Annotated in this window: 20 protein-coding genes and 1 other RNA gene; 7 read left to right on the top strand and 14 right to left on the bottom strand. The window is 64.9% G+C overall.

Features of this window, described 5'->3' with window-relative positions; translation table 11 throughout:
• Positions 1–23 precede the first annotated feature (23 nt).
• The 6 genes from murF to mraZ all read right to left on the bottom strand — a co-directional run bounded on the left by murF (position 24) and on the right by mraZ (position 6,572).
• Complete coding sequence (gene murF, locus HMPREF3036_RS08420) at positions 24–1,376, bottom strand: UDP-N-acetylmuramoyl-tripeptide--D-alanyl-D-alanine ligase (protein ID WP_062333560.1); 1,353 nt, start codon at positions 1,374–1,376, stop codon at positions 24–26.
• A 2-nt stretch (positions 1,377–1,378) separates the two neighbouring features.
• Entirely contained in the window at positions 1,379–2,890 is a 1,512-nt protein-coding gene (locus HMPREF3036_RS08415) for a UDP-N-acetylmuramoyl-L-alanyl-D-glutamate--2,6-diaminopimelate ligase (RefSeq protein WP_062333557.1), read from the bottom strand.
• A 23-nt stretch (positions 2,891–2,913) separates the two neighbouring features.
• Positions 2,914–4,749, bottom strand: a complete 1,836-nt coding sequence (locus tag HMPREF3036_RS08410; protein ID WP_062333554.1) for a peptidoglycan D,D-transpeptidase FtsI family protein — start codon at positions 4,747–4,749, stop codon at positions 2,914–2,916.
• Positions 4,746–5,129: a hypothetical protein gene (locus tag HMPREF3036_RS08405; protein WP_005435976.1), complete on the bottom strand. Its 384-nt coding sequence runs from the start codon at positions 5,127–5,129 to the stop codon at positions 4,746–4,748. Before HMPREF3036_RS08405 ends, HMPREF3036_RS08410 begins: the two co-directional genes overlap by 4 nt.
• Positions 5,117–6,088, bottom strand: a complete 972-nt coding sequence (gene rsmH, locus HMPREF3036_RS08400) for a 16S rRNA (cytosine(1402)-N(4))-methyltransferase RsmH (protein ID WP_062333551.1) — start codon at positions 6,086–6,088, stop codon at positions 5,117–5,119. The genes HMPREF3036_RS08405 and rsmH overlap by 13 nt, the downstream gene beginning before the upstream one ends.
• Positions 6,089–6,149: 61 nt before the next feature.
• On the bottom strand, positions 6,150–6,572 hold the full coding sequence (mraZ, locus tag HMPREF3036_RS08395) for a division/cell wall cluster transcriptional repressor MraZ (protein WP_038007339.1): 423 nt from the start codon (positions 6,570–6,572) through the stop codon (positions 6,150–6,152).
• A gap of 326 nt (positions 6,573–6,898) precedes the next feature.
• On the opposite strand from mraZ, the gene HMPREF3036_RS08390 reads away from it, so the two are divergent.
• Positions 6,899–9,028 (top strand): acetate--CoA ligase family protein, encoded by a 2,130-nt coding sequence (locus tag HMPREF3036_RS08390; RefSeq protein ID WP_062333548.1) that lies wholly within the window; start codon positions 6,899–6,901, stop codon positions 9,026–9,028.
• Positions 9,029–9,099: 71 nt separating this feature from the next.
• Here the strand turns inward: HMPREF3036_RS08390 and rnpB are convergent.
• Positions 9,100–9,407: RNase P RNA component class A (rnpB, locus tag HMPREF3036_RS08385), an RNA gene on the bottom strand.
• Between the two features lie 206 nt (positions 9,408–9,613).
• Between rnpB and HMPREF3036_RS08380 the strand changes: the two genes are divergently transcribed.
• The 3 genes from HMPREF3036_RS08380 (at position 9,614) to HMPREF3036_RS08370 (ending at position 14,410) form a co-directional block, all read left to right on the top strand.
• The gene (locus HMPREF3036_RS08380; RefSeq protein WP_005435971.1) at positions 9,614–10,768 is read left to right on the top strand and encodes an outer membrane beta-barrel protein; all 1,155 of its coding nucleotides are present in this window, start codon (positions 9,614–9,616) and stop codon (positions 10,766–10,768) included.
• A 183-nt stretch (positions 10,769–10,951) separates the two neighbouring features.
• Positions 10,952–12,235, top strand: a complete 1,284-nt coding sequence (gene hemL, locus HMPREF3036_RS08375; protein ID WP_005435970.1) for a glutamate-1-semialdehyde 2,1-aminomutase — start codon at positions 10,952–10,954, stop codon at positions 12,233–12,235.
• Positions 12,236–12,259: 24 nt separating this feature from the next.
• Positions 12,260–14,410: a protein-disulfide reductase DsbD family protein gene (locus tag HMPREF3036_RS08370; RefSeq protein WP_062333545.1), complete on the top strand. Its 2,151-nt coding sequence runs from the start codon at positions 12,260–12,262 to the stop codon at positions 14,408–14,410.
• Positions 14,411–14,527: 117 nt separating this feature from the next.
• Here HMPREF3036_RS08370 and HMPREF3036_RS08365 read toward each other — a convergent pair whose 3' ends face one another.
• Positions 14,528–15,964, bottom strand: a complete 1,437-nt coding sequence (locus HMPREF3036_RS08365; RefSeq protein ID WP_051009056.1) for a D-alanyl-D-alanine carboxypeptidase/D-alanyl-D-alanine-endopeptidase — start codon at positions 15,962–15,964, stop codon at positions 14,528–14,530.
• A 358-nt stretch (positions 15,965–16,322) separates the two neighbouring features.
• Here HMPREF3036_RS08365 and HMPREF3036_RS08360 point away from each other — a divergent pair, with 358 nt between their 5' ends.
• Positions 16,323–16,610, top strand: coding sequence for a co-chaperone GroES (locus tag HMPREF3036_RS08360; protein ID WP_005435963.1), 288 nt, complete (start codon positions 16,323–16,325; stop codon positions 16,608–16,610).
• A gap of 61 nt (positions 16,611–16,671) precedes the next feature.
• On the top strand, positions 16,672–18,309 hold the full coding sequence (groL, locus tag HMPREF3036_RS08355; RefSeq protein ID WP_062333542.1) for a chaperonin GroEL: 1,638 nt from the start codon (positions 16,672–16,674) through the stop codon (positions 18,307–18,309).
• A gap of 123 nt (positions 18,310–18,432) precedes the next feature.
• Here the strand turns inward: groL and HMPREF3036_RS08350 are convergent, their stop codons facing one another.
• Positions 18,433–19,023: a hypothetical protein gene (locus HMPREF3036_RS08350; RefSeq protein WP_062333539.1), complete on the bottom strand. Its 591-nt coding sequence runs from the start codon at positions 19,021–19,023 to the stop codon at positions 18,433–18,435.
• Positions 19,024–19,176: 153 nt separating this feature from the next.
• Between HMPREF3036_RS08350 and pyrF the strand changes: the two genes are divergently transcribed.
• Entirely contained in the window at positions 19,177–19,989 is an 813-nt protein-coding gene (pyrF, locus tag HMPREF3036_RS08345) for an orotidine-5'-phosphate decarboxylase (protein ID WP_062333536.1), read from the top strand.
• Positions 19,990–20,063: 74 nt separating this feature from the next.
• On the opposite strand, the gene HMPREF3036_RS08340 is transcribed toward pyrF, so the two are convergent.
• From HMPREF3036_RS08340 to thiL, 5 genes are all read right to left on the bottom strand, one after another.
• The gene (locus HMPREF3036_RS08340) at positions 20,064–21,239 is read right to left on the bottom strand and encodes a hypothetical protein (RefSeq protein WP_062333533.1); all 1,176 of its coding nucleotides are present in this window, start codon (positions 21,237–21,239) and stop codon (positions 20,064–20,066) included.
• A gap of 24 nt (positions 21,240–21,263) precedes the next feature.
• Positions 21,264–22,586: a hemolysin family protein gene (locus HMPREF3036_RS08335; RefSeq protein ID WP_005435948.1), complete on the bottom strand. Its 1,323-nt coding sequence runs from the start codon at positions 22,584–22,586 to the stop codon at positions 21,264–21,266.
• 82 nt (positions 22,587–22,668) lie between these two features.
• Positions 22,669–23,208: a CinA family protein gene (locus HMPREF3036_RS08330; protein ID WP_005435944.1), complete on the bottom strand. Its 540-nt coding sequence runs from the start codon at positions 23,206–23,208 to the stop codon at positions 22,669–22,671.
• Between the two features lie 5 nt (positions 23,209–23,213).
• On the bottom strand, positions 23,214–23,732 hold the full coding sequence (locus tag HMPREF3036_RS08325) for a phosphatidylglycerophosphatase A family protein (RefSeq protein ID WP_005435941.1): 519 nt from the start codon (positions 23,730–23,732) through the stop codon (positions 23,214–23,216).
• 75 nt (positions 23,733–23,807) lie between these two features.
• A complete protein-coding gene (gene thiL, locus HMPREF3036_RS08320) occupies positions 23,808–24,803 on the bottom strand; it encodes a thiamine-phosphate kinase (protein ID WP_005435940.1) in 996 nt (331 codons plus the stop codon).
• Between the last annotated feature and the right edge of the window lie 14 nt (positions 24,804–24,817).

Genomic DNA, 24,817 nt, shown 5'->3' with positions numbered 1-24,817 from the left:
TCTTTGTTCTTGGATTGCTGGGTTTATTCTTCGTTGTCCTGCAGGGCGCGCACGACGGCCGCAAAGCCCATGAAGTGGCTCGCCTTGACGGTCGCCGTCCCCCTGAGACCCTTGAGTGCCTCGATGAGGGCGTCTCTGGTCTCGAACCAGCGGCCGCCTTCGCCGAAGGCCTCCGCCGCATGACGGGAAAGCGGACCGCAGGCGTAGAGGGCGTCGATGCCGAGCGATCTGGCGTACTCGCCGGCCTCGCGGTGGGCTTCTTCGGCGCTGTCGCCGATCTCGCCCATGTCGCCCAGGATGAAGGTCCTCGGGCCCGCCTCGCCCGCAAGGACGTTCATGGCGGCGCGCACGCTGTCGGGATTGGCATTGTATGCCTCGTCGATCACAACAAGGTGCTTTCCGACGAAACGCGTGCCGCGTCCGGGAACAGGCTCGAAGGCGCCGAGCCCCGCCGCAACGGCCTCGGGGCCGATGCCCATAGCAAAGGCCGCAGCCGTAGCGCCCGTGGCGTTGTGCACGTTGTGGCTTCCCGCAATGCGAAGCTTCGTGCGCACCACGTCGCCTTCGTCCGTCGAGATCACGAGCTCTCCGTTCTCGACTCGGCCCATGACGTCGGCCTCGACGTCGGGATCAGTCGAATAGGTCAGCTCGTCGACGCCGCGCGCGAGCGCGAGGTCGGCCCAGATGTCCGCGCATGCGTCGTCGGCGGGATAGACCGCCGTGCCGCTCTCGGGGAGGGCGGCGATCACGAGTCCGTTTTCACGGGCCGTCTCCTCGACGCCCCTGAGGAACTCCTGATGCTCGCGCTGCGCGTTGGTAAGCAGCGCCACGGTCGGACGCGTCCAGTCGGCGAGCCTCGCCATTTCGCCCCTGTGGTTCATGCCGCACTCGATCACCGCACCGCGGTGCTCGAAGGCAAGCTTCAGAAGCATCTTGGGCACGCCGACCTCGTTGTTGAAGTTGCCTTCGGTCGCGCACATGCGCTCGGCGCCCCATCGCGCGAGGAGGATCGATGCAAGCATCTGGGTCGTCGTGGTCTTGCCGTTGCTGCCGGCGACGACAGCGAGCGGGAGCGCAAAGCGTCCGCGCCAGGCCTTGGCCGCAAGCCCGAAGGCCAGCCCCGAGTCCGTGACGACGATCTGGGTGATGGCGGCGTCCACCTTGCGTTCGACGATGGCGCACACGGCGCCCGCCTCGGCCGCTCCGACAACAAAGTCGTGCCCGTCAAAACGCTCGCCCGAAAGCGCAACGAAGACATTTCCCGCCTTCACCGTGCGGGTGTCCGTCGAAAAGCCCTCGTAGGACTGCGAAAAGTCTCCGGCCGCCGCAACGACAACCGGCTCGAGCGCTTCAAGAAGCTGCTGCAGGCATTCCATGATCAGACTCCCTCAACCGCGCGCAGCATCTGCACGCGTCGTTCGTTGAAGGCCTCGCGCACGACTTCGGAATCGCTGAAGTGGTGCTTAACGCCGTTGATTTCCTGATAATCCTCATGGCCCTTGCCGGCGATGAGCACAACGTCGGCTCCGTCGGCCTCGGCAACGGCGTGATGAATCGCCTCGGCCCTGTCCGTCACGACTCGGGCGCCGGGTGCGCCCGCCGAAATGTCGGCGATGATCGCGTCGGGATCCTCCGTGCGCGGATTGTCGCTCGTGACGACGACCTCGTCGGCGAGCCTGACGGCGATGCCGCCCATGACGGGACGCTTGCCTGCGTCACGGTCGCCGCCGCAGCCAAAGACCGCCCAGAGGCGACCGCCGCGGGCCTGTGCCACAGGCCTCAGGCTCTCAAGCGCCTTTTCAAGCGCATCGGGCGTATGGCTGTAGTCGACCACCGCAAGAGGCGCGCCCTCGGCGCGCATGAGCTGCATGCGGCCCGGAGGCGACGCAAGCGACTCGGCCCAGGCCGCGAGCCTGTCTGCTTCGCAGCCCTTTGCAAGCAGCACGGTGGCCGCCTGAATGAAGTTCGAGACGTTGAAGCCGCCCACCTGCGCAAGGTGCACAGACGTCGCAGCTCCGTCCACCTTCATCAGGAAACGCGTGCCCGCCTCGGTGGCCTCGATGTCCGAGGCCTCGACGACATGGTCGGCCGCAAAAGGCACGACGCCCGTCAGGGTCGTCGCCCAGACGGCCGCGCCGTTCTTCCTCGCCGTCTCGGCCATGAGTCCCGCATAAGGGTCGTCGACATTGACGACCGCGGTCCTGAGGCCGGGCCAGGCGAAAAGAATGGCCTTGGCTTCGGCATAGGCGTCCATGGTAACGTGGTAGTCAAGATGATCGCGCGTCAGATTTGTGAAGACGGCCGTGTCGAAATGGGATCCCGTCATGCGGCCCTGCTCAAGCCCGATCGAACTTGCCTCGACGGCAAAGGCCTTCGCGCCAGCCTTTTCAAGGTCGGCGTAGACGCCCTGAAGGCTCACGGCGTCGGGCGTCGTGAGCGCGGGCATGTCGAAGGACTCGCCCGCGAACCTGCAGCCCACCGTGCCCATGACGGCGCAGGGCGTGCCGAAGTTCGTCAGAAGCGCGGCGATCCAGTGCGTGGTCGTCGTCTTGCCGTTCGTGCCCGTCACGGCGACGCCCGTCATCCTCGAAGACGGATCGCCGTAGAAGGCGGCCGCCACCTCTCCTAGGTGCTTCGAGAGGTCGTCGACGGAAAGGCTGGCGATCGGGAAGCGCTCGGCGTCGGGCGCATCGTTGCGCGTCTCCATCAGCACGCCCGCCGCGCCTCGCGCGGCCGCCACGCGGATGAATGCGCGGCCATCGGCCTTGAGGCCGGGAACGGCGACGAAGACGTCGCCCGGCTTCACGCTGCGGCTGTCGAGCCGCAGATGGGCGCCGTCATGCACAAGGGCCTTGAGCCAGGCCGTCACTTCGTTCATCGACTTGTTCATCTTGTGTTCAATCCATTGCGTTGTCAGTGTCTAACCTTCGCGAGAAGCCCGCCGCCCGCAGGCGCCGTCTTGTCGTCGGGCGAAACCATCAGGGTGCGCAGCGCACCCGTGGCCACCTCGTTGAAGACGGGGGCGGCCACCAGACCGCCGAAGCGGCCTTTCTTGGGCTCGTCGACCATCACGGCGACGATGAAGCGGGGCTGGGTCGCGGGCACGATGCCCACGAAGCTCGCCACCACGTCCCTCGTGTACTGTCCGTTCTTCACCTTGTTGGCCGTGCCCGTCTTGCCCGCGACCGAGTAGCCCGCCACATTGACGTTGGAGGCCGTGCCGCCGCGCTTGACGGTCGCCATCATCATGGCCCTCATGCGGCGTGCGGTTTCAGGCTTGAAGACCTGCGTGCCTGCGGCAGTCTCGCCAGGCATTCGCTTGAAGAGCGTGAGGTCGATGACGTCGCCGTTTCTCGCAAGCGCCGTGTACGCCTTGACAAGCTGCATGAGGGAGACGGTCACGCCGTGTCCGTAGGAAATCGTCGCCTGCTCGACGGGGCGCCAGGTCTTGCCTGGACGCAGTCTGCCCGAGGTCGCGCCGGGAAAGCCGATCTTGGGCGCATTGCCGAAGCCGAGCTCCGAATACGTCTCATAGAGCGTCTGTGGCGAGATTTCGAGGGCGATCTTCGCCGTGCCGATGTTGGAGGACTTGGCCACGACCTCGGCCACCGTCAGAAGGCCGTAGTCGTGCGTATCGCCGATCGTGCGGTCGCCGATCGTGAGCTTGCCGGGCGACGTCTGGATGGTCGTGAGCGGATCCACAAGCCCCATGTCGAGCGCCTTAGCAATGGCAAACGGCTTCATCGTAGAGCCGGGCTCGAACTGGTCGGTGAGCACGCGGTTGCGCACGCGCTCGAAAAGCACCGTGGAACGATCGTTCGGATCGTACGTGGGCTCGTTGGCCAGCGCGATGATCTCGCCCGTGTTGACGTCCGCCACCACGACGGCGCCCGCCTTAGCCTGATGTCGCTCGATGGCGGCCCTGAGCGCCTCGTAGGCGATGAACTGGACTCTGGAGTCGATCGCAAGGGTCACGTCGGTGCCCGCCTCGCTTTCCTTGGCCCAGACGTCGTCGACGATGCGGCCGTGAGGGTCGCGGATCACGCGCCTCGAGCCCGCGCGCCCTGCCAGCACATGGTCGCGGGCAAGTTCGACGCCTTCCTGTCCGTGATCGTCCGCACCCGTGTATCCCACGATGTGAGCCATGGCGGGACCGTCGGGATAGCGGCGGCGCATTTCGGGCGACATACCGATGCCGGGGATCCTGAGTGCACCGACGGCCTCGGCCAGGCCGAGATCGCGGTTGCGGGCCAGATAGACGAAGTTGGGCGACGAGCTGTGGTCAAGCTTCTTGAGCAGCTCCGAGTACTTGATGCCGAGCAGCTTCGCAAGCTCGCGCAGCTGCTGCTTCTCCTCCTTCGTGCTGCGGGGCACGAGCGCAGGGTCCGCCCAGACGCTACGGCAGGGCTGGCTCGACGCGAGCACGATGCCGTTGCGGTCGAGGATCTCGCCTCGGGGCCCCTGGATCGTGATCGTGCGCGCAAAGCGCTTTTCGCCCTCGTTCTGCAGGAAGTCATTGTTGAAGACCTGCAGATAAAAGGTTCTGCCCGCAAGAATGAAGAAAAGCATCAGGATTCCGAAAAACGCAAGGTAGGTGCGGTTCTTCGGAATGGGAATGATGATGAGGGGGTCGGCGGCATGCTCGGGCGCAGCCTTTCTGGCCTCACGGTCCTTTGCGAGGAAGTCCGCGATCTTCTCCCAGACGGCGAGCACGGAACGCTCGATCCATTCGAGAAGCGACAGCTTCATGGACGGCCTCCTCTGGAGCCCTCGGAGGCCCCCGCCTTGCCATCGGCCGCCGCAGCCTGAGCTGCGGCCGTGTCGGGCGCAAACGTGACCCTGTGATGTTCGTCCACCACCAGGTTCACCGTATTCTCGCCTCTGGCCACCTCGAGTCCGAGCGCACCCGCGCCGTCAGCGATGCTTCCGGGAAGCGACGCCTTGCGGACCTTGAGAAGAAGGTGGGCCTCGTCGTCGGCGAGCCTGCGGCCCACGTCGACGGCGCGCTCATGCTCCACGAAGAGCGTGCGCGCCCTGTACTGGACGTTGACGAGCGTGATGGCAAGCGCAAAGAGGACGAGACCCAGCACGGCCACGACGACCAGGTCCATCTTGCTTACCTGGCGCATGCCCCGTCCTCCGGACGCCAGGGCGACACGGTTCGCACGCCGACGCGGAGAATCGCCGAACGCGCGCGCGGATTCGCCTCGCACTCGGCCTCGGACGGCTTGATGCGCTCAATGTTGTCGAAGAGCGGCTTGGGCAGCATGTCGTTCGTGAGAGGAAGCCTCGGATCGAGCCCGCGCTCGGGGTGGGCCGCCCTGTCGAAGAAGTGCTTGACGATGCGGTCCTCGAGCGAGTGGAAGGTGATGACGGCAAGACGCCCCTCGGGCTTCAGAAGCCCTCCGGCGGCGTCAAGCGCCTGCTTGAGCTCGTCGAGCTCATGGTTCACCTCGATGCGCACGGCCTGAAAGGTGCGCGTGGCGGGATGCTGGCCCATGTCCTTGCGGTTGCGAGGCACGACGCCTGCAACCAGATCCGCAAGCTCGCGGGTCGTCTCCAGGGGCTTCGTCTTCCTGCGTGCGACGATCGCACGCGCAATCGGTCCCGCAAAGCGCTCCTCGCCGTAAAGGCTGATCACGTGGCGGATGTCGCGCTCCTCGGCCTGCGCCAGCCACTCAGCCGCCGTCATGCCGCGCGTGGTGTCCATGCGCATGTCGAGCGGACCGTCAAAGCGGAAGGAGAAGCCGCGCGCAGCGTCGTCGATCTGGGGGGACGAGACGCCGATGTCGAGAAAGATGCCGTCGGCCTGATGAACGCCGATCGCGGCAAGAGACTCCGTCATCGTCGAGAAGGGCTCGTGAATGATCGTGAACCTCGGATCCGTCCAGCTTCTGGCAACCTCGACCGCCTGGGGATCGCGATCGAACGCAATGAGCCGTCCCTTCGGGGACAGCTTTTCAAGAATGCGACGCGAATGACCTCCGCGCCCGAATGTTCCGTCGACGTACAGTCCGTCAGGGTCTCCCACAAGCGCCTCCGGCGCCTCCTCGCCCAAAACCGACAGATGAATGAATGCCTCGCTCACGCCCGCAACTCACAAACGATGGAGGCGGAACCAACCGCTCCGCCCCGAAAATTCTTCACAATCAGAACGAGAAGTCCGCCGCATCAAGCTCGGCCGCGAGCGCCTCGCGTTCACGCGCCTCAAGCGTGCTTCTGTCCCACAACTCGAAGTGCTCGCCCATGCCGATCAGCGCAACCTCCCTGTCGAGGCCGCACATCTGCCTGAGTTCGGAGGGAATCAGAATCCTGCCTGCACGGTCCGGCTCCAGATCGACGGCGCTGCCGAGAACATAGCGCACGAAGGCGCGCGCCGAATACGGCAGCTTCGCCAGCGCCCTGCGCTTTTCCTCCCAGACGGGCGCCGGATACAACACCAGACAGCCGTCGGGATGCCTCGTCACCGTGACTTTTCCCGCGCACGAAACGGCAAGAGCCTCCCGATGCCTTGCAGGCATCGACAGGCGTCCCTTCTGATCCAATGACAAGAGCGAAGTGCCTTGAAACACCCTCGGTCCTCCCGCAACCAGCCGTTTCGTTCGCCGCACGAGCCTGCGGCCCGCAGCGGATCTCCCCCACTTTTTCCCACTTCTGCAGTCTCACTTTAGCGTCAAGGCGTCCGACGGTCAAGGCAGGCAACATCTTTTTTCGAGGCCCCGCATCCGCTCCCGCGTGGGACTCCGGACTAGATAATTCGCCTTAGCCCGCACAGCAAGCCGTCCGTCATGTGATAGGCTTGACGGATTGCCTCTCCGAAAGCGCCGTACAGCCTCATCCTCACGCGTTTTCACCGAGAGAGGCCCCCTCGAACCCACCCTTCGATCTGACACGACTTATGAACATCCTCGACAAGATCATGAAGCCCCGCTCGATCGCGGTCGTCGGCGCCTCCACCAAGCAGCACACCATCGGCTCGGACATCATGAAGCGCCTGCGTGAATACGGCTACGCCGGCCCCGTCTATCCTGTCAACCCGAAGGGCGGCGTCATCGAAGGCCTGCCCGCCTATGCGACGGTGCTCGACATTCCCGGCGAAGTGGACCTTGCCGTCATCATCGTGAACGCACGCTTCGTGCTTCAGACGATCGACCAGTGCCACGAAAAGGGCATCAAGGGCCTGTGCGTGATCTCCGCAGGCTTCAAGGAAACGGGGACTGAAGGCGCCCGGCTCGAGGCCGAGCTTCTCGAACGCGTCCGCCGCTACGGCATGCGCTGCGTGGGGCCGAACTGTCTCGGCGTCGTCAACACGCATCCCGCCGTGCGCATGGACGCCTGCTTTGCCGAAGCGCTGCCCGAGCGCGGCAACATCGGCTTCGTCTCCCAATCCGGTGCGCTCGGTGGGGGCATCCTCAACATTCTCCGCGACCTCAACCTCGGCTTCGCGCAGTTCATTTCGATCGGCAACCAGGCCGACGTGAACGCCGAGACCGCGCTTGAATACTGGGAGGGGGACGAAGACGTCAGGCAGATCCTTCTCTACATGGAGTCCATCCAGAATCCCGCAAACTTCCGCCGCATCGCCTCGCGCCTCTCCAAGAAGAAGCCCGTGCTCGCACTCAAGGCGGGCCGCTCGGCCGCAGGCGCCTCCGCCGCATCCTCCCACACGGGCAGTCTTGCAGGCGCCGACCTCGCCGCCGACGCGCTCCTGCGCCAGTCGGGCGTCATCCGCGAGTTCTCCCTCAAGAATCTCTTCGCAACCGCCAAGGTCTTCGCCAACTGCCCGATTCCGAAGGGCGACAGGGTCGCCATCGTCACGAACTCCGGCGGCCCCGGCATCATGGGCACCGACGCCATCTGCGAAAAGGGCATGAAGATGGCCGAGCTCACGGACGAAACGAAAGCGAAGCTCCGGAGCTTCCTGCCTGCCGCCGCCTCCGTCAGGAATCCCGTCGACATGATCGCCTCCGCTCCGATCGAGCACTATCGCCAGACGCTCGAAACGGTGCTCGCCGATCCGAACGTCGACATGGTCATCACGATCTACCTGCCGTTCCTCGGCCTCAAGGACACCGACGTCGCCCGCGCGATCATGGAGATCAAGGCCGCACATCCCGAAAAGCCCGTCGTCGGCGTCTTCATGACGAAGAGCGAGTTCTTCACGGCATTCTCCGCCGCCGACGTCAACGTGCCCTTCTTCATGTACGTCGAGGAGGCGGTCGAGGGCCTTGCGCGCCTCAACGAACAGCGCCTCTGGATCGAGCGCCCCGAGGGCGTGCTTCCCGACTTCAAGGTTGACGGCGAACGCGCCCGCAACATCATCCGCACGGCGCTTGCCGACGGCCGCGACCAGCTTACGACGCGCGAGAGCATCGACGTTCTCGACGCCTACGGCGTGCGCGTGTGCAGGGCCGGCTTTGCCGCAGACGAGGACGCAGCGGTCGCCGTCGCCGACCGCATCGGCTACCCCGTCGTCATGAAGATGACCTCCAAGACCACGTCCCACAAGACGGACGTGGGCGGCGTGCGCGTCAACATAGGCTCAGCCGAGGCGCTTCGCGCCGAATACCGCGACCTCGTCGCCAAGCTCGACGAGCGCGGCCTGCTCGACGGGCTTGAAGGCGTCATCATTCAGGAAATGGTCAAGAGCTCCCGCGAAATGGTCTGTGGCATCGCCACCGACCCACAGTACGGCCCGATGCTGATGTTCGGCCTCGGCGGCGTCTTCGTCGAGGTCATGAAGGACGTCGCCTTCCGCATCGCACCCGTCACGGACACCGACGCTCGCGACATGGTCCGCTCGGTCAAGGCCTACAAGCTTCTTCAGGGCGCCCGCGGCACGACGCCCGCCGACATCGCCAAGGTTGAGGAGACGCTCCTGCGTCTCTCCCAGCTCGTGACCGACCTTCCCTTCATCGACGAACTTGACATCAATCCGCTCATGATCTCGGAAAAGACTGGTGAGCCGATCGCCGTCGACGGCCGCATCAAGGTGCGCCGCTGCGAGGCCGAATCGGCTCTCGCCTGATCGATCTGACGATTGCAAATAAACGAAGAGGGGTTCGGCTTGTGCCGAACCCCTCTTCTGTTGTCTGATGACCGGAAACTCTCCCGATAAGCCGGATTATGTTCCGCGCCCGAGGGCGCAGTGACGATCATTCGTCTAGGACGGCGCTCGCGCGACGCCTCAAGCCATCTACCCGCAACCGGTCCGGGCCGAACCATAGGCTGCCTATTTGATGTTGCTCCCCGTAGAGATTGCCCGTTTCAACCGACCCCAACGCCGGCTCGTCTCTGTTGCTCTGATCCTCGCCTCGCGGCGGACAGCCGTTAGCTGCTACGGTGCCCTGCGGAGTCCGGACTTTCCTCCCGCGGATTGCTCCGCCGACGATCGTCTGGAAAAGTTTCGCAGTCAGGGGACGCACTCTACCCGCTTTGGCGCATTTTTTCAACTCGCTCGACGAGTTTTCCCGCTTTTTTTGACGCCCGCCTCGATGCCTTGTGCGACAATGACGGGTTCTGCGGACCCCGTCGCCTGGACGCGGCATCTCCGCTCCCGATTCAGACAACTTACAAGAAGGCCGCCCCGCCTGATGCGGGCGGCCGCAAAGCCATGAACATCAAAATGAAGACGCTTGCCGCCGCGACGGCGGCTGCGGCCTGCGCCGCCGGCCAGGCTCATGCCGGCTTCCTTGAAGCCGTGATCGACACGACGCCGGCCGGCTACGTGTCCTCCTCCGCCGAACGCCCCGGCGACTTCGGCTCCTTCTGGCAGGACACCGTCCGCGGTGCCAAGGCCATCATGAAGGAAGGCAACAGCCTCTGGGTCGTTCCGACCTACACGAACCACCCGACCTGGGACTGGGACAAGCGTCATGAAGAGAACGGCTATCCCTTCGGCATGGGTCTCGGCCGTCAGGTCATCGACAACCGCGGCAACGAGCGCTCCTTCTTCCTCGTGACCTTCGTCGACTCTAACTACCGTCCCGAACCGGTCGCGGGCTACCAGTGGGTCGCCCGCTGGCCTGTCGCGGGCACGGGCCTGCACGTCGGCGCAGGCTACCTCGCCGCCGTCTCCGCCCGCGGCGACTACATGTGGGTTCCGTTCCCGATGCCGCTGCCCGTCGCGAAGATCGGCACGGACGACATCTCCTTCTACGGCACGTACATCCCCGTCACGAACGTGTTCTTCTTCTACTCCACGATCACGATCGACGACGCCAAGCGCCGCGACCTTCCGCTGCCCGCCACCAGCGCCTGGAGCGCAGACCGCAACTACCTCTACGGCGGCTGGGGCTGGGAGTACATGGACAACGGCGAGGAGTTCTCTCCGAGCAACGTCAAGAACGACAGCTCCTGGCACGTCGGCATGCGCCACTACTCGGGCCGCCACTGGGCGACCGACGTTTCGTACCGCCGCTCCGAGCATGACATCAAGACGGCGGGCACGGACACGAGCAAGTCCTACCGCTTCCAGACCTGGGCCGTCCAGCTTCAGTACAACATCGACGCCCTCGACAGCCTCCGCCTCTACGCGGGCGGCGGTCTGGGCTACTCCAAGATGAAGGGCCCCGCCGGCAAGGACGACTCCTTCCACCCCGTCACGTCGCTCGGCGCCACCTACGCGGTCACGAAGAACGTCTTCGTCAACGCCGAAATGTTCACCTCGTTCGCCCGCTACAAGGGCACCGTCGAGGCCCGCGGCGACGACTACGTGCTCAAGCCCATGGCGACCGACTTCACGCTCTCCCTGGGCGTGGCGTTCTGACGCCGCACGAATCCGTCCCGGACGCAACACCCGTTAACGGTGCGTTCAGACTGTTTCGGTAAAATTCATTGTTTTTTCGGGCGGCCCGCTTCGAAGGCCGCCCTTTTTTCATTTGCCGTCCCGGCGGCCGCGACCCTTGAGAGGCCGCCGCGGACACGTTCCATGCTTTCAGGAGTTGAACAAATGGACCTCAATGACGAACTCTTCCAGCGTGCGCAGATCTCGATTCCGGGCGGCGTGAACTCCCCCGTGCGAGCCTTCCGCTCCGTGGGCGGCTCCCCGCGCTTCATCGACCGCGCCAAGGGCCCCTACATGTGGGACGCCACGGGCAAGCAGTTCATCGACTACATCCTCTCCTGGGGCCCGATGATCCTCGGCCACAACAACGACGAAGTCATCGCCGCCGTTGACGAAGCCGTCTCGAAGGGCCTCTCCTTCGGCGCCGTCACGCAGGGCGAGACGCTCATCGCCGAAGAGGTCCGCAAGCTCGTGCCGTCCATGGACCAGGTCCGCCTCGTGAGCTCCGGCACCGAGGCCGGCATGTCCGCCATCCGCCTCGCCCGCGGCTACACGGGTCGCAACAAGATCATCAAGTTCGAGGGCTGCTACCACGGCCACTCCGACTCTCTCCTCGTCAAGGCGGGCTCCGGCATGCTCACCTTCGGCAATCCGTCCTCGGCCGGTGTTCCCGCCTCCGTGACGGAGCACACGCTCGTGCTCGAGTACAACAACCCGCAGCAGCTTGAGGACGCCTTCGCCCAGTGGGGCGACGACATCGCCTGCGTGATCGTCGAAGCCGTCGCCGGCAACATGAACATGGTCCGCGGCAACCCCGAATTCCTTCGCACGATGCGCGAGCTCTGCACGAAGCACGGCGCCGTCCTCATCGTCGACGAAGTCATGACGGGCTTCCGCGTCGCTCAGGGCGGCGCCCAGGCCTTCTACGGCATCGAGCCCGACCTCACGATGCTCGGCAAGGTGATCGGCGGTGGCATGCCCGTTGCCGCCTTCGGCGGTCGCCGCGAAATCATGCAGCAGATCGCTCCCCTCGGTCCCGTCTACCAGGCCGGCACGCTTTCCGGCAACCCCGTCGCCGTCGCCTGCGGTCTTGCGACCCTCAAGGGCATTCAGGCTCCGGGCTTCCAGGACAAGCTTTCCCGCGCCGCCGACCGCCTCGTCAAGGGCCTAACGGCCGCCGCTCAGGAAAACGGCATCACGTTCTGCGCCGACAGCGTCGGCGGCATGTTCGGCCTCTACTTCCTGCCGTCCGTCCCGCACGGCTTCGCCGACGTGATGAAGTCCGACACGGAGACGTTCAACCGCTTCTTCCACGGCATGCTCGAGCGCGGCGTCTACTTCGCCCCGTCCGTCTTCGAGGCAGGCTTCGTCTCGATCATGCACACCGACGAAGTGATCGACGCGACCATCGCCGCCGCTCGCGAGACGTTTGCTGAAATCGCCGCCTGAGCGGCGCCTGCATAAAGGACGATCATGGGTTCCGTCAAGACCTGGCTTGCCGCAGCTGCGCTCTGCGCCGCCGCGGCCTCCACCTGGGCCTCCGGGGCCCAGGATCTCCTCTCGACGCTCGACCGCGCGGCGCAGCCCGCACCCGAGCCGAGCGTCACCGTGCGGCTCGTCGCCCAGAACGAGGGCCTCACGCCTCAGGCCGAAAACCTTCTCGCCGTGGTGCTTGAGCACGCGCCGGGCTGGCACACGTACTGGCGCATGCCAGGCGACGCCGGCCTCACGACGCAGTTCAGCTTCACGACGCCGAAGGACGTTCGCCTCACGGATCCGCGCTTCCCGCTTCCCGAACGTCACAACGACAAGGGAATCGTGAGCTTCTCTTACGGCGGCACCGCCGTCTTTCCGTTCGAGGCCGAGATCCCCCGCTTCCCCGAGGGACGCTCCGCGCGCATCAGCATCCACGTCTCCTACCTCGCCTGCAAGGACGTCTGCATCCCCGGCGAGGGCACGGCCGAAATCACGCTGCCCTACGAGGTCGCGCCGAAGCCCTCGGCCGATGCCGAGCTCGTTTCGAACGCCATCGTCAACGTGCCCGAAGTGGCCGACATCCGCGGCGTGCGCGCCGTCTACGAGGAGGACCGCCTCAAGGTGACGGTACCCGCCTCCGAAGTGCACGTTGAGAAGAGCCTTTCCTTCTACCCGCTTGACGAGCGCGTGCTGAAGCTCTCCGACGAGCCGCAGCACCAGACCGAGGAGGACGGCAGCGCCTCCATCCTCATGACGCTCGCCCCCGAGTTCCTGCAGGAGCCCCGCGCCACGCTCTCGGGCGTCTTCTTGGGCGACGGCGGCCCCGCTGCGGGCGGCTGGGCGATCGAAACCTCCTTCCCGCTGGAAAAGGGCGCGGTGCCCAAGCCCGCCGTCTTCTCCGGCGCACTTCCCGTCGCAGGCTCGGGCGCCTCGGTGACGACCCTCACCGCCATCGTCTTCGCGTTCCTCGGCGGCCTCATCCTCAACCTGATGCCCTGCGTCTTCCCGATCCTCTCGCTCAAGATCCTGCAGCTCATCGAGGGCTACCGCAGAGGCGAAAGACTGCTGCCGCACGGCATCGCCTTCACGGGCGGCGTCCTCGTCACGATGGGCGTGCTGGCGGGTGCGCTTCTCGCCCTCAGGGGCGTGGGCATGGCGCTCGGTTGGGGCTTCCAGCTCCAGAGTCCGTGGGTCGTCTCGCTCCTGCTCGTGCTCTTCGTCGCCATCACGATCAACCTGCTTGGCGTCTTTGAATTCACTGCCGCAAGCCATCTCGCCGACACCCGCGTTGCGCGCAGCGCGCCGAGAACCGGTGCCGCGAGCTCGTTCTTCACGGGCATCCTCGCCGTCATCGTCGCCAGCCCCTGCACGGCCCCCTTCATGGGCGCCGCTCTGGGCTACGCCGTGACGCAACCCGCCGTCGAGGCGATCGCCGTCTTCCTCTCGCTCGGTCTGGGCATGGCGCTTCCGTGGCTTCTGCTCTGCATCTTCCCCGGCTGGTCGAGAATGCTCCCGAGGCCGGGGGCCTGGATGGACGTCTTCCGCAAGGTCATGGCAATTCCGATGGCGCTTGCCGTCGTCTGGCTCGGCTGGGTGCTCTCCAAGCAGGTCAGCCTCAACGGCATGCTTCTGATGCTTGCGGGCTGCGGCTCCGCCGCCATCGCGCTCTGGCTGCTCGGCCGAGAGCAGTGGGGCCGCGGTCGCAACCGCGTCCTGATGGGCGTCACGTCCTTTCTTGCGGCCGGCGCAATCGCCGTCATCGCCACGGGCGAATTCGACCGCGCCGCCACCGCACAGGGCAGGGGCGTCTGGCAGCCCTGGTCCGAAGAGGCCGTCAGGGCCTCCCTTGCCGAAGGCCGCCCCGTCTTCGTCGACTTCACCGCCGCCTGGTGCGTCACCTGTCAGGCCAACAAGGTCGCGGCTCTTGACCGCGACGAAGTGCAGACCGCCTTCAGGGACGGAAACGTCACGCTCCTCATGGGCGACTGGACGAACCGCGATCCCGCCATCACGGACATCCTCTCCCGCTTCGGCCGCTCCGGCGTGCCGCTCTACCTCCTCTACAGGCCGGACGGAACCGTGCAGGTGCTCCCCGAGCTCCTGACGCCGGGCATCGTGCTCGACGCCGTGAAGGGCGGGCAGCAATAAGACGAGGCCTTCCCTGGAAATCCAGAAAAAGCAAAAGCTCGCCGTCCGGCACCATACCGGGCGGCGAGCTTCGTTTCAGGATCCCGAATCCTCAGGAAGTGCCTGCGATGCAGGGCCTCACTTCTGCAGGTAGGTCCACTCGACCACCTTGTCGAGGAACCTGATACCGCCTGCCATGTTGCGCTCGCCGTGCACGCTGGCATAAAGCGCGTACCGCCTGCCGTTCTTCGCATAGACGTAGCCGCCGATCGAGCGCACGTCCTGCAGGTAGCCCGTCTTCAGATGCGTGCGGCCCGTCGCCTCAAGGCGCTTTCTCATCGTGCCGTCGACGCCCGAGACGGGCAGCGACGCCGCGTACTCGGTCATGCGGGGCGAAAGCCAGCCCGCCGCAAGAATCTGCGTCATTGCACGCGCCGTCACGCGCGAGGTGCGCGAGAGACCCGAGCCGTTGTCGATCATGACGGCGCCATCGGGCACGCCCTTTTCAGCCAGCCAGCCCGCCAGCACCGCTCGTGCGTCGTCCGTGTCGACGCCGGGGCGGGGACGCTCCATGGGCGCAAAGGCTCCGCCTGCAGTTCGGGATCCTGAGTCCGCCTCGTCGGGCGCGTTTCTGAGCGTGCCGAGCGTAAGGAAGATGTGACGGGCGATCAGGTTGTTCGACCACTTGTTGACAAGCGTCGTCACGACGGGAAGCGCATCGGACTCCCGCTCGGCGAGCTTCAGGGCGCCTTCGGGCACGCGCCCCTCGGCGACGTGTCCCGTCCAGGTGCGCCCGTCGCGCTCCCAGTACCACCTGAAGAGACGTTCGAGGTATTCGTTCTGAGAAAGGGACACCACGCTGAAGGTCTTCGGTCCGCAGGAAAGGGGAAGCGAGCCCTCGAACCTGGCTGCGAGCCTGCCGTCGGAAAGGTGTTCGAGCCTGTAGCCGATCGTCGACTTCCAGTCGCCGCAGGCGCCGCGCGAGAGGCGGATCGTCGACGGAACCTCAAGCCCCGAGAGCGGCGGCATGCTGATGATGCGCGCAGTCCCCGACGACTCGTCGGGAACGAACTCGAAGGAAAGGCTGCGATAGCCCGCCACCGCCGCGTCGGGCAGCTGGTTGTAGGGGCGGGAGCCCCGACCGTCGAAGGCGGAGGGATCTCCTTCGGGCAGGTCGAAGTAAGAGCGGTCGACCGTCAGGTCGCCCTCGATGCGCCTGACGCCCATCTGCGCCATCCGCTCGACGAGGAGCCCGAACTTTTCGGCGACGAGCGTCGGATCGCCGCCGCCCCTGAGCCAGATGCCGTTGACGCGGCCCTCCGCATCAGGCCTCGCCTTTGCATAGAACCCCGTCCTCCACTTCCAGTCCGCGCCCAGAAGTTCGAGTCCCGCGAGCGTCGTCACCAGCTTCGCGGTCGAGGCGGGAGCCACCGACCTGTCGGCGTTGACGGCAAGCAGGGGCCGGACGACGGGCATCCTGCCGCCCTCGGGCATCCTCAGTCCGTCGAGCGCGACGACCGACACCGTCACCGCCCTCGGGTCGACGCCGCAGTCCGCGGCGGCCTTCCTGAGCATGGGCGGGAGCCTTCTCTGCTCGGCGGCCCAACCGCTGCACGAAACGGACCAAAGGCCCGCCGCCATCATTCCGAAAGCCGCAAAAACGGCCGCGGAGCCTCTCGTTGAAAACCGCATTCCACCCTCGCCGCAGGCATTTCCACCAAGGCGCCCGGGAGCGACTCGGCAACCTGTAAAAATTCTTCAACAGCCCCCTTGTTTTTCAAGGAGGCATCCCCATATAGAGTTTAAATGCTAAGGCAAAGCCGCCCGTGCGGTCCGCCGAGGCAATGTTTTTTTGCATCCGGCAGCCGAACCCCGCCCTGAGAAGGGGCGATGCGACCGCCCGCCGGAAACCGTTTTATTTGGAGAACAACAAATGCAGATCCGTCCGTTGCATGACCGCGTCATCATCAAGCGTCTTGCTGCTGAAACGACCACCTCCTTCGGCATCGTCATCCCCGACTCCGCCGGTGAAAAGCCTGACCAGGGCGAAGTGATCGCCGTCGGCCCGGGCAAGCGCGACGAAGCCGGCCGCATCATCGCTCTCGACGTCAAGGTCGGCGATCGCGTTCTCTTTGGCAAGTACTCCGGCCAGACCGTCAAGGTCGACGGCGAAGAGCTGCTCGTCATGCGCGAAGAAGACATCATGGGCGTCCTCGCCTAATCAAAGGCTCGACAGCGCCTTGCATCATTTGTTTTTTCTAAGAAAGTAAAGGATTACAGAAATGGCTGCTAAGCAGGTTCTTTTCGGTGATGACGCCCGCTCCAAGATGGTCCGCGGCATCAATGTTCTCGCCAACGCCGTCAAGGTCACGCTCGGTCCGAAGGGCCGCAACGTTGTGCTCGACCGCGCCTTCGGCGCTCCGACGGTGACGAAAGACGGCGTGTCCGTCGCCAAGGAAATCGAACTCAAGGACAAGTTCGAAAACATGGGCGCCTGCATGGTGCGTGAAGTCGCCTCCAAGACGAGCGACAACGCCGGCGACGGCACGACGACCGCCACGGTTCTCGCCCAGGCCATCGTTGACGAAGGCATGAAGTTCGTTGCCGCCGGCATGAACCCGATGGATCTCAAGCGCGGCATCGACAAGGCCGTCGCCGCCGCCATCGAAGAGCTCCGCAAGATCAGCAAGCCGACGACGACCAACAAGGAAATCGCCCAGGTCGGCGCCATCTCCGCCAACTCCGACGCTGAAATCGGCGACATCATCTCCGAAGCCATGGACAAGGTGGGCAAGGAAGGCGTGATCACGGTTGAAGACGGCAAGTCCCTCAAGAACGAACTCGAAGTCGTCGAAGGCATGCAGTTCGACCGCGGCTACCTCTCCCCGTACTTCATCAACCAGCCGGAAAAGCAGGCCGCCGTTCTCGACAACCCGTTCATCCTCCTGCACGACAAGAAGATCAGCAACATCCGCGAACTTCTCCCCGTGCTCGAACAGGTCGCCAAGGCCGCCCGTCCGCTCGTCATCATCGCTGAAGACATCGACGGTGAAGCCCTCGCCACCCTCGTCGTGAACTCCATCCGCGGCATCCTCAAGGTCGTGGCCGTCAAGGCCCCGGGCTTCGGCGACCGTCGCGCCGCCATGCTCGAGGACATCGCCGTCCTGACCGGCGGCACGGTCATCTCGACCAACGTCGGCCTCACGCTCGACAAGGCCACGCTCGAACAGCTCGGCACGGCCAAGAAGGTTGAAGTCACGAAGGAAAACACGACGATCATCGACGGCGCCGGCCAGGCCGAAGCCATCGAAAACCGCGTCAGGAACATCCGCACGCAGATCGAAGCCGCCACGAGCGACTACGACCGTGAAAAGCTTCAGGAACGCGTTGCCAAGCTCGCCGGCGGCGTGGCCCTCATCAAGGTCGGTGCCGCCACCGAAGTCGAAATGAAGGAAAAGAAGGCCCGCGTCGAAGACGCCCTGCACGCCACCCGTGCCGCCGTTGAGGAAGGCATCGTGGCCGGCGGCGGCGTGGCGCTCATCCGCGCCAAGCAGGCCATCCGCGACATCAAGGGCGACAACGACGAACAGAACGCCGGCATCCGCATCGTTCTGCGCGCCATGGAAGAACCGCTCCGCCAGATCGTCGCCAATGCCGGCGACGAACCGAGCGTCGTGGTGAACACCGTCGCTCAGGGCGAAGGCAACTTCGGCTACAACGCCCAGACCGGCGAATACGGCGACCTCGTTGAAATGGGCGTTCTCGACCCGACGAAGGTCACCCGCACCGCCCTTCAGAACGCCGCTTCCGTTGCGTCCCTCATCCTCACGACGGACTGCATGGTCGCCGACATTCCGCAGGACGACAAGCCGATGCCCGCCGGCATGGAAGGCATGGTCGGCATGCCCGGCATGATGTAATCCATCACGCCTGACCAGCCGACCGCCGCCCGTTCTCAGGAACGGGCGGCCTAAAAAGACAAGGGCCGACGATCTTTCGATCGCCGGCCTTTTCCTTGCCTCTCTTCCTTATTGTGCTCCGCCTTACTTGCCGAGAAGCTTGGCAAACGACTCACCCGTCTGCTCGCAAACGGCGACATAGCTGCCGTCTGGCTTCTTCATGACGCCGAACGGCACCTCTCGGGCCGCGGCACGGCGGAATACCTTAGTATTGGTCCACACTGCCTCGCGTTTTTCAAATGGAATTTCCATCTTGCGCACGTCGAGCCCCTTGAAGACGGCATCCTTCATGTGCGCCTCGTGCTCGAGGAACATGGCCTTCGGATCCTTTGCGGCCAGAATGGCGGCCCCCTGCAGCTCGCTCCAGGGATTGAGCACTGCAACCGGATGCCAGACGAACTTCACGCGGTCAAGGAAGGGCTTGAACTGCTCGTACTCCCAGACACACCAGCGGCACTGCGTGTCGAACGTCATCATCACGACCGTATCGGCCTTCTCATTGCCGACGACAAAGCCCGAGCCCTTCTCGGCGAGCTCCGTGAAGAACTCCTCGGCATTGAGGTCGGTGGGCACCGACGGCTTCTTCGGCCAGCGGCTCTCGTAGGCGAAGGCCGGCGCAGTTGCGGCGACCGTCATGAGGCCTACGGCCCCGATGAACTGTCTGCGTGTGATCATCTTCACAGTCCTCCTGATGACACGGCGTTTTTGACGTGGCTCCTCTCCGGAAGCCGCTTCGTCGAGCATAGCGCAATTCCTCAGGAACGGCCGCAGTGCGAAAGAATTTGTTAAGATAGCGCCCGATTGACAACCACCTTCGGAAGGCACCCCATGAAGTTCACCGAAATGCTCAGCGAACGCTGGCAGAACGCCGGTTCCATGCTCTGCGTCGGGCTTGACCCCAACCCCACCCGCTTCCCGCACGAACTCGCGGGCCGCAGCACGGCCCTCTACGACTTCTGCTGCGGCATCATCGACGCCACGGCCGACCTCGTCTGCGCATTCAAGCCGCAGATCGCCTACTTCGCCTCCTGCGGCGCCGAGGCCGAACTCAAGGCCGTGATCGACTACATTCACGCCAATCATCCGAAGGTTCCCGTGATCCTCGACGCCAAGCGCGGCGACATCGGCTCCACGGCCGAGCACTACGCCCGCGAAGCCTTCGAGCGCTACGAGGCCGACTGCGTGACGCTCTCCCCGTTCATGGGCTTCGACACGATCAAGCCCTACCTTGCCTACGAGAACAAGGGCGCCTTCATCCTCTGCCGCACCTCCAACCCCGGCGGCGACGACATCCAGATGCTTGAAGTGAACGGCGAGAAGATCTACGAACGCCTTGCGCGCCTTGCCGCCACCGAGTGGAACCTCAACGGCGAACTCGGCCTCGTCGTCGGCGCCACCTATCCCGCCGAACTCGCCAACGTGCGCCGCATCGCGCCGAACCTTCCCCTGCTCGTGCCGGGGATCGGCGCTCAGGGCGGCGACATCCGCGCCTGCGTTGAGGCCGGCAAGACCGCCGAAGGCACCGGCATGGTGATCAACTCCGGCCGCGCCATCATCTACGCGAGCCGCGAAGACGACTGGAAGGAAGCCGCCCGCAAGACCGCCATCGCCACGCGCGACTCCATTCAGGCTGCCGTCTGATCGCCGCCCGCCCAGAACAAAGTCAAAGGCCTGCAAGATCACTCCTGCAGGCCTTTCCTTTGTCTAAATCCCTGTCAAAGCGAGTCGAGCTTCACGCCGTTGACGGCAACGCCATCGGTCGAAAGCTCCACATGGGCCTCAAGGCGTCCTTCGACCGTCCTGAGGCTGCCGTTCGCCTTCAGTTCAGCTACGGCTTCGGGCCATCCCTTGACGTCCGCTCCGAACTCGGGATCCAACCGCACGAAGAAGGCTCCGATCCTCTCTCCGTCCCTTGCCACGCGCCCTGCGGCCGACAGCGTCCCCTCACCGCGCGTCACCGTGCATTCGTCAAGGTCGAACGTCATGCCGCCCTGCATGATAGCCTGCTCCGCCGCCATCTCGAGGATCACAGGGCTCACGGCGCCGCCCAGAGCCATCGCATCCACGAGGCGTTCGGGCACGTTGGTCATGTTCGCCCTGAAGGTCAGGGCATCAAGGACGCGCACGCCGTCATAATCCAGCTCACCCGACTTCAGCGTCCAGCTCTGAGAGTAGAGCGCATCGTCCTCTTGGGTTTCGGCCCTCGTCTCCTCGATCGTGCTCGCCATTTCGAAGGCGCCCGTCTTCAGGTTCATGCCCTCGACGTCCGCGGAGCCTCCCTCAAACATCGCCTTCATCTCGGCCCTGCGGCCGTCCTTCGAAACCGACACGTCGAATGTCACGTCTCCCGTGCGAAGGCTTTCCCCGCCTTCCGAGCAGGAGAGCCCGCGCCAGACGAGTCGCCCCTCGTGCTCGACGTCACCCGACGTGAGCTCAAGGCCGCCCGCGCTGCAGAGCAGACTGCCTGCGGCCACCCTGAAGGGCTTCACGCGCCAGGCGAGTTCGGGCTTCGAGGAGAACAGCCCCGTCTTCAAGACGAGTTCGTCGTCAAGCCCCTCGATGCCGTAATCGGGAAGATTCGCCATTGAGCCATATTCCTTGTCAAGCGCCAGCCTTGCCGTCATGCCGAGACCGAACTCCGCGCGCCCCGTCCAGCACAGGCGAAAATCCTTCCCGCGCAGCTTGATCGCCAGATCACGGTGCGCGAAGCCCCTGCCCGTCTGTTCTGCGCTCAGCAGAAAGCCCATATCCACGCTCGTGTCGGCCAGCTCGCGGGCGAACTCGTCGAACTGCCTGTCGAAGACGCGGCCCTGCAACCACACGCCTCCCGACGCAACGGCGGCGAGCACCACAGCCGCACCGCACGCAACCCATGCCTTCTTCACTGCCATCCTCCTTCTCCTTTCTCTCTTCTTTTATTCGCCCCGGCCTTCCTGCTTCGGCGCGGTCTTGACCTTCACTGCGAGCACCTTGTCGATGCGGCGGCGGTCCATGTCGATGATCTCAAGCCGCCAGCCGTCCCACTCGGCGACGTCACCTTCCTTCGGAAGACGTCCGAGCAGGAGCATCATCATGCCGGCGAGCGTGTTGTAGCGTCCGAAGTCCTCCTCGGGCACGCTCTTGATGTCGAGCACGTCCTTGAGTTCGGGGATCGGAATCATGCCGTCGAGCAGGAGCGAACCGTCCTCGCGCCTCGTCACCCAGGCGTCGCCCGGCTGTTCGGGCTTGAATTCGCCCGCAATGGCCTCGAGCACGTCTCTTGGCGTCACGATACCCTGGACTTCACCGTACTCGTCGACGACAAGCGCAACAGGCGTGTCGGTCTTCCTGAAGTTCTCCAGAAGCTCCATGCCGGTCAGCGACTCGGGCACGTAGACGGGCGCCACGAGATTGTCCTTGAAGTCGGCGCGGCCCTTTTCCATCATCTGCTGCAGAAGCGAGCGCGTCGAGCAGAAGCCCTTCACGTCGTCAAGACTGCCGACGCAGACGGGAAGCCGCGAACGCTTCGAGGAGCGGATCTTCTCGATGTTGACCTCGGGCGAGTCCTCGAGGTCGATCCAGTCGATGTCGGCCCTCGGCGTCATCAGCGAGGCCACCTGACGGTCGTCGAGCCTGAAGACGTTGCGCACCATGTCGCGCTCGACCGTCTCGATCACGCCCGACTCCTCGCCTTCGTCGATCATCGCGTGAATCTCCTCCTCCGTCACGGCGTTCTGGCTGCGCGTGTCGACGCGCATCAGCCTGAGGATCGAGGCCGTGGAGAGCGACAGCAGCTTCACGAACGGCGCGGCGGCAAGCGAAAGCATGTGCAGGACGGGAGAGACGCGGCACGCCAGGCGTTCGGGCGCCATCTGGCCGATGCGCTTGGGGACGAGCTCGCCCATCACGATCGAGAAGTACGTGAGCAGCACCACGACGAGCGTGATGCCGACGGCCGAGGCTGTCTCCTCGCCCATGCCGAGCGAGACGAGCCATTCGGCCACGGGCTTGGCGAGCGCGGACTCGCCGAAGATGCCCGAGAGAAGTCCGATGGACGTGATGCCCACCTGAATGGTCGAGAGCGCGCGGTTGGGGTCCGCATTCATGTCCATGGCGCGTCTCGCGCCGGGAACACTCTCCTCGTCCATGTGCTGAAGCCTCGCCCTGCGGCTCGTGATGAGCGCGACCTCGCTGAGCGCAAAGGCCCCGTTCATGCCGATGAGGATCACCAGAATCAATATGTCAAACCAACTGGACATGATTTAAGCAAAGACAAAAAAAGGCGCCCTGCGAATCGATTCAGGAGGCGCCCGTTGTAGAACTGCAGTTCTCAAATTGTAGTCAATATTCGCACGGCATCACAGCGGGATTGCCGAAACGCATGAGCTCAATCAAGCCCTCGAGGGCCGTGAGCACGGTCGCCCTGCGCACCATCGAGCGGCTGCCGTGCGCATGGATCGTGCGCACGTACGTGACGATGTGCTCGTTGAAGCGTTCGGCCCAGCCGATGCACACCGTGCCCACGGGCGTGAGGTGCGTGCCGCCCGTCGGTCCCGCCACGCCCGTCACGGCGACGGCAAGCGTCGAGTCGGGACAGCGTGCGAGCGCACCTCTGGCCATGGCCTGAGCCACGTCCTCGCTCACGACGCCTTCCTCCTCGATCATCTTCGGATCGACGTCGAGAAGCGATGTCTTGGCTTCGGCCGCATAGGTCACGAAGCCCTCGCGGAACCATGCGGAGCTGCCGGGCACCTCGGTGATGGCGGCGGCGATGCCGCCGCCCGTGCAGCTTTCGGCCGTCACGACGACGTGCCGCCTCTCTGCGGCGACGACGCCGAGACGCTCGGCTGCCAGCGCTATGCGCTCGTTGAGATCAGGCATGATCCTCAGCCGAAGAGCCAGCCGAGAATGCTGACGACGACCCAGGCGTAGAAGGCCGCGACCACGTCGTCGAGCATGACGCCCGCGCCGTTCTTCATCTTTTCATCGATGATGTCGACCGGCGGCAGCTTCATGATGTCGAAGAAGCGGAAGGCCGCAAAGCCCGCGACCCACCAGAGGGTGCCCGCAGGCAGGAACGCGAAGAGAAGCCAGATGCCGACCACCTCGTCGACGACGACGCCCTTGTGGTCCTCGACGCCGAGATCGGCCGCAACCTTCCCCGCTGCCCAGGCGCCCGCGATGAAGAGGGCGATCGAGAGAATCACCCACGCGGCGGTCGTCATGGCCGGAGAGAGCACGATGAAGGAGAGCGCGCCCGCGAGCGAGCCGTAGGTGCCGGGCGCCTTGGACGGAAGACCCGCACCAAAGAACGTGGCGATCATGTGTGCCGGATGGGACCAGACGAAACGGCTGGTCAATTCGATCTGATTAGCAGGATTGGAGTCGTCGTACTTCTGCAGCATGTTCACTTCCTGGTTGCCGCCGCAGGCTTGGCCTGCGGCGCTGGGGGTCGGAGATCAGGGTCCTGGCGCTTCGCCTCAGGCGGCAAAGTGGTCGAACCCCTGCGTGGGCGTCGTCACGATGCCGCCGTTTTGCGAGCGGACAGTGAGATTATCGCCCGAGACTTTTTCGCAAATCTTACCAATTCGGGTAAGTCTGGTCTTTGTCAAAAGTCCCGCCTGCTCGATGCGAAGCGCGGCGGAGGGAGGGGCCGTGAAGACGAGCTCGTAGTCGTCGCCGCCGGTCAGCGCCGCCTCCTGCTGTGCGGCGGGGGAGAGCGCCCTGAGCGCGCTCGAGACGGGCACGGCCTCCCAGAGAATGCTGCCCGAGACGCCGCTGCGTTCGAGAATGTGCCCCAGATCCGCCAGCAGGCCGTCCGAGACGTCCGCGCAGGCCGTCGCAAGATCAAGAAGCGCCGAGCCGAGCATGTTCCTCGGCGTCGGGCGATCCATTCTGGGGAAAAGCGCCTCGGCCGCATCGGGCATCAGCTGCCAGTGGCCCCAGCGGTGCTTGAGCGCCGCATATGCGTCGCCCACCGTGCCCGAGACCCAGATGTCGTCGCCGGGCTTCGCGCCCGCGCGCGTGAGTCCCTTCCCTTCGGGAAGCGAGCCCATCGCCGTGATCGAGATCGTCACGGGCGCATGCGTGCCGCCGACCTCAGCCGTTCGGGTCGTGTCGCCCCCGAGAAGCGCGCAGCCCGAGCTCTCCGCAAGGGCCATCAGGCCGCGGGAAAAGCCCGCAAGCCATTCGTCGTCACGCTCTGGCAGTCCGATCGAGAGAAAGAACGCTCGCGGCGACGCGCCTGCGGCCGCAAGGTCCGACAGATTGACGGCGAGGGCCTTGTAGCCGATGTCCTCGGGCCTGGCGCCGGGCAGAAAGTGCGTGCCCACGGCCATCATGTCCGTCGTCACCGCAATGCGGTTGCCCGGCATGTCGATGATGGCGCAGTCGTCGCCCACGCCCTGACTTCGCCACTCTCCGAACGCGTCATGCGTGAAGAAGCGGTCGATGATCTGAAATTCTCCGCGTCGCATTTTTCTACCTCCGA

The organism is Sutterella sp. KLE1602, from assembly GCF_001578585.1.
Lineage (GTDB): Bacteria > Pseudomonadota > Gammaproteobacteria > Burkholderiales > Burkholderiaceae_F > Sutterella > Sutterella wadsworthensis_A.
The sequence above is the reverse complement of the archived record's forward strand: the minus strand, read 5'-3'. Positions and strand labels throughout refer to the sequence as shown.

Excerpts from the sequence above, each read along its gene's own strand:
- murF (WP_062333560.1), bottom strand. The coding sequence starts at position 1,376 with ATGGAATGCCTGCAGCAGCTTCTTGAAGCGCTCGAGCCGGTTGTCGTT.
- HMPREF3036_RS08415 (WP_062333557.1), bottom strand. The coding sequence starts at position 2,890 with ATGAACAAGTCGATGAACGAAGTGACGGCCTGGCTCAAGGCCCTTGTG.
- HMPREF3036_RS08410 (WP_062333554.1), bottom strand. The coding sequence starts at position 4,749 with ATGAAGCTGTCGCTTCTCGAATGGATCGAGCGTTCCGTGCTCGCCGTC.
- HMPREF3036_RS08405 (WP_005435976.1), bottom strand. The coding sequence starts at position 5,129 with ATGCGCCAGGTAAGCAAGATGGACCTGGTCGTCGTGGCCGTGCTGGGT.
- HMPREF3036_RS08390 (WP_062333548.1), top strand. The coding sequence starts at position 6,899 with ATGAACATCCTCGACAAGATCATGAAGCCCCGCTCGATCGCGGTCGTC.
- HMPREF3036_RS08380 (WP_005435971.1), top strand. The coding sequence starts at position 9,614 with ATGAACATCAAAATGAAGACGCTTGCCGCCGCGACGGCGGCTGCGGCC.
- hemL (WP_005435970.1), top strand. The coding sequence starts at position 10,952 with ATGGACCTCAATGACGAACTCTTCCAGCGTGCGCAGATCTCGATTCCG.
- HMPREF3036_RS08370 (WP_062333545.1), top strand. The coding sequence starts at position 12,260 with ATGGGTTCCGTCAAGACCTGGCTTGCCGCAGCTGCGCTCTGCGCCGCC.
- HMPREF3036_RS08365 (WP_051009056.1), bottom strand. The coding sequence starts at position 15,964 with ATGCTCAGGAAGGCCGCCGCGGACTGCGGCGTCGACCCGAGGGCGGTG.
- HMPREF3036_RS08360 (WP_005435963.1), top strand. The coding sequence starts at position 16,323 with ATGCAGATCCGTCCGTTGCATGACCGCGTCATCATCAAGCGTCTTGCT.
- groL (WP_062333542.1), top strand. The coding sequence starts at position 16,672 with ATGGCTGCTAAGCAGGTTCTTTTCGGTGATGACGCCCGCTCCAAGATG.
- HMPREF3036_RS08350 (WP_062333539.1), bottom strand. The coding sequence starts at position 19,023 with ATGATCACACGCAGACAGTTCATCGGGGCCGTAGGCCTCATGACGGTC.
- pyrF (WP_062333536.1), top strand. The coding sequence starts at position 19,177 with ATGAAGTTCACCGAAATGCTCAGCGAACGCTGGCAGAACGCCGGTTCC.
- HMPREF3036_RS08340 (WP_062333533.1), bottom strand. The coding sequence starts at position 21,239 with ATGGCAGTGAAGAAGGCATGGGTTGCGTGCGGTGCGGCTGTGGTGCTC.
- HMPREF3036_RS08335 (WP_005435948.1), bottom strand. The coding sequence starts at position 22,586 with ATGTCCAGTTGGTTTGACATATTGATTCTGGTGATCCTCATCGGCATG.
- HMPREF3036_RS08330 (WP_005435944.1), bottom strand. The coding sequence starts at position 23,208 with ATGCCTGATCTCAACGAGCGCATAGCGCTGGCAGCCGAGCGTCTCGGC.
- HMPREF3036_RS08325 (WP_005435941.1), bottom strand. The coding sequence starts at position 23,732 with ATGCTGCAGAAGTACGACGACTCCAATCCTGCTAATCAGATCGAATTG.
- thiL (WP_005435940.1), bottom strand. The coding sequence starts at position 24,803 with ATGCGACGCGGAGAATTTCAGATCATCGACCGCTTCTTCACGCATGAC.